Below are 3865 nucleotides of genomic sequence, written 5' to 3'. Positions count from 1 at the left end.
CCAGGTCGAAGATTTTGCCATGGAATTTCATGATAACATAATGTAACGCAAAGAGCACAAAGAAGGGGGAGACCGTCATGTCTTGTAAAAACATTTACGCTCGGGACAAAAATTATCTAATAGTACGCCTGAAAGAGGATGATGATTTTTTTAAAGAACTTACAGCTATTTTGAAAAACGAGGGAATAGAATCAGCAGTCTTGGTTTCTTCGGTAGGAATGATGAAAGATGTTGAGATAGGATGGTTTAGCGGAGAAGAATACAAAAAGAAAGTTTTCAGCGAACCGATGGAACTTCTTTCCATGACAGGATCGGTTAACGAAAAAGAGGACGGGGAAATCCACATGCACTTTCATGTAATACTCGGCGATTCAGATTTAAATACCGTTGGAGGCCATTTGTTCAGCGCCACGGTACACCAGGCCAACGAACTAGTATTCTTACTGCCAACAAACATAGCTCTGAAGCGGATCAAAGAAGGAGAGGGACTGCTTAGGCTATTCCCGGAGCTGAAGGGAAAGTAAAGTCGTGAGAAATCCTCTTGCGGCAGGGGGCAGAAAAGGCCTTGTCCGAAAAGTGCTCCTTGCCGCTTTTTTAATAAGTCTTTTTTCGTTATTCCTAAACTTAGGAGAAAAAGAGGCTCTCGTCACCGACATCGTCGACGGTGATACCATCGTAACGTTAACCAATCAAGGCAAAAAAGAGACAATTAGATATTTATTGATTGATACCCCCGAAATGCACCACCCACGTCGCGGGGAAGAAGAGCTTGCCAGGAAGGCCAAAATCTTTAACTCTTCGCTCCTTTTAAATAAAAAGATTAGGATAGAACTTGACAAAGAAGAGAGGGATAAATACGGCAGATTGCTTGCTTACGTGTGGGTAAGCACTGAAAATGGGGAAAAAATGGTCAATGAAGCACTGGTAGAGAAGGGGCTGGCTTTGCCTTACTTCATCCCTCCTAACGGGAAATATCTTGGGGTCATAATGGAAGCAACGAAAAGGGCGCGAGGCCAAAACTTAGGCCTTTGGAAGCTGGCACGAAAAAGGATATTTACTCCAAGCCAAATCTATGTTGAGTTGCCCTACTTGGCTGGTAGTTATGTAACCATCGACATAAGGATAGACGAAGTCAAAAAGTCCGGATCGAGGTGGTTATTGTCACAAAGTGGCAGCCGATGTTACCTCGTCATTTACGATAACAACAAACATTTACTTAAAATTAAGGACTCTTTGACCGGGAAGCGGATAAAAGTAGTTGGCAAGATAACCGCATCTTTTTTAGGGGCAGAGATTGTAATATCCGATCCAGCTCAGATCATCGGAATCGCAAAACAACAGTGCCATTTGGTTACATCCCAAAAATAGCGTCGTCAAGCTATATATGACAGTATGACACGCAAACCACGAATTAAAGCAAGAGATGATCACTGCAAGGCAAAAGCGCATTGAGTAAAATTACTGTCCGTGTTCCCAGATTGCATCGGTTAAAATAAAGTTGAAATAAAAGAGTGGTAAGATATCGCCATGGAGGTGGCAGACAATGCTTAAAAGATTATATAGTACAAAAAGGGGTCTTCTTTCCATATTTTTACTTTGCATGTTATCGCTTTTGTTTTTTATCCCCCCGACTAGCCTATATGCCGATCAACTCTTCGGTAAGCTTGACATTAACGAGGTGTCCCTGAAAGGACACAAATTGCATATCCGCGGAGAGACAGACCTACCGCCGGGATCTACCCTTAATATAAAGGTGTCGATCCCGAAGCTAGACAATGACAAGGGAAAGGACCATGATGTAAAGGTTAATATAACTCCCGGAAATTTCTTCATAATGATAGACCTTCCAAAGGAATGGAAAAATAATGACTGGGTTAAATTTTTAAAGCTAAAAGCTGTCTTTGATCCCTGGGAACAACCCAAGAATGTCAAAGTAAAGGTGGGTAAAAATGGAGAAAAATTAAGCGGACCTAAGGTGAAAGTCGAAAAGGGCAAAAAAATAATGATCTCGATAAAAAACGTGATATTTTAAACGAGCTGTTCCATCGAGGTGATGATCGGTAATGAAGGTTAAAGGAAAACATATACTGGTTGGTATTGCCGCCATCCTAATTGTTCTCGTGCTAATCGTCGCTATTTTTGATGTAGGCACGGGGATAGTCAAGGAAATGGCGCCTAAGGCGGCAAAGGACGCCCTGGGGGTCGATTTGACCTTAGAGGCGGTCTCTGGCAACCCCATAAAAGGATATACTTTAAAGAACCTGGCTCTATCCAAAGAAGATGAAGAAATCTTTTCAATAAAACAATTGGAAGCCAAACCCAGTTTGCTAGCTTTAATCGGTGGGAAGTTATATCTAAAGTCCGTGGTCTTGGACGGTGCGCTTTTTGATTTTGACAAAATAGTTGAGCTAGCAAAAAGCTTTGAGCCCAAGGGCACAGAGGAAGAATTGCCTTTGGGGGCTATAAACATTAAATCAAGTGAAATAAAAGGTCCCTTCGGCACTATTGATTTAAGAAATATCGAAATAAAGCCCGAAATGAGCGCAATTAAGGCGACATTAGATGCATCTTACAACGATGTGCTAGCTAAAGGCAATGCTACCATATTGATTAAAGACGGGATCAAGATTGAAAACTTGAGCCTGCAAATTGCCGACGGAGAAATCTTTTTTTCCGGTATCGTAACGCCCGAGCTAGATCTTGAGGGAAAAGTTAAAAACCTCGATCTAGAGCGGTTAAAGAACCTGTGGCCTCCGTTAAAGGAACAGCTGCTGGCCGGAAAGCTGGGCGGCAAAATCAAGTTAATCGGCAAACTGCCCGAAGTTCAAGGAATGGGCGATATAACCTTTACTCAAGGTATGCTTGTGGGCTTGCCTGTTGAAAGAGCAGGGGCCAACTGGAAATACGCAAAAAATGAGCTCCGCTTTCAAGACATCGACGCCAACATCCTAAATGGCGCTATAAAGGGCAATATCGTCATGTCCCTGAGAAACTTGCCGCCTCATCTCGATCTCAATTTAGAGGGTAAAGACATAGATCTAAACCTAATAGCGAAATCTTTCCCCCAAATGGGCGGAAAAATATCCGGCATTGTCAGCAAAGTCAACGTTAAGCTCTCGGGCATGGCAATGGAATTGTCTGGCAATGCCCTTCTTTCCTCAAAGAAGCTTTCCGTCATGGGCCAGACTTTAGAAGAAGTCGAGGCAAACGTGAGAATTGAAAAGGGCAAAACAGTGAAGTTTGAGGCCTCTTCTCGCTGGAATAAAACTCCTCTCAAAGCCAGGGGTGACATCGATCTTTCTAAAGGGCAATTTGTAAACGTGTTGTTATCATGGCAAAATGCATCGCTTGAGACGGCAAAAACCGTTTTGCCTTCTTTGAAGGAATTTCCCATCAAAGGAAATGCCTCGGGAGAGGTGACTATAAGCGGTTCGCTTAAAGATATGCATTCTTTTTTAGTCTCGGGTAAGGCTTGGTCAGAGGGCTTGGTATTTGCAAACGAACAGCTTATATCGCCCTTCGTGAACTTTGAGTTTAAAGATAATGCCCTGAGCTTGAAAGCTTTTTCCGCATCGTGGCGTGGCGCTAGCATAAAAGGTGCCGGTAAAATCACTGATATAACTAAGGCTGCCATGCTCAATTTAGAGGGCAGAGTAGACGGGTTAAATCTTTCTAATTTAAAGCATCTTGTCCCTCAACTATCAAATTACGATCTTGCAGGCGTTGTTTCTTCTCAATGGACATTAAAGGGTCCCTTGAGCTCTCCGGAACTAGCGCTCGATTTTCATTCAAACAAACTCACTTTCTACGGCATGTCGGCAAACAATCTTTCCGGATCGACAAGCTTGAAACCTTTGGACAAAAA

General features: G+C 42.8%; 3 protein-coding genes and 1 pseudogene. All 4 read left to right on the top strand.

The window, feature by feature from the left end:
- Positions 1 to 77: 77 nt before the first annotated feature.
- Complete coding sequence (locus tag Q7P41_RS01915) at positions 78 to 524, top strand: PPC domain-containing DNA-binding protein (RefSeq protein WP_303881711.1); 447 nt, start codon at positions 78 to 80, stop codon at positions 522 to 524.
- Positions 525 to 528: 4 nt separating this feature from the next.
- A complete protein-coding gene (locus Q7P41_RS01910) occupies positions 529 to 1368 on the top strand; it encodes a thermonuclease family protein (RefSeq protein WP_303881710.1) in 840 nt (279 codons plus the stop codon).
- Positions 1369 to 1543: 175 nt separating this feature from the next.
- The gene (locus Q7P41_RS01905) at positions 1544 to 2032 is read left to right on the top strand and encodes a hypothetical protein (protein ID WP_303881708.1); all 489 of its coding nucleotides are present in this window, start codon (positions 1544 to 1546) and stop codon (positions 2030 to 2032) included.
- A gap of 31 nt (positions 2033 to 2063) precedes the next feature.
- Positions 2064 to 3865: pseudogene (locus Q7P41_RS01900) on the top strand (hypothetical protein); the annotation flags it as partial.

It is taken from the genome of Acetomicrobium mobile (assembly GCF_937920065.1).
The sequence above is the reverse complement of the archived record's forward strand: the minus strand, read 5'-3'. Positions and strand labels throughout refer to the sequence as shown.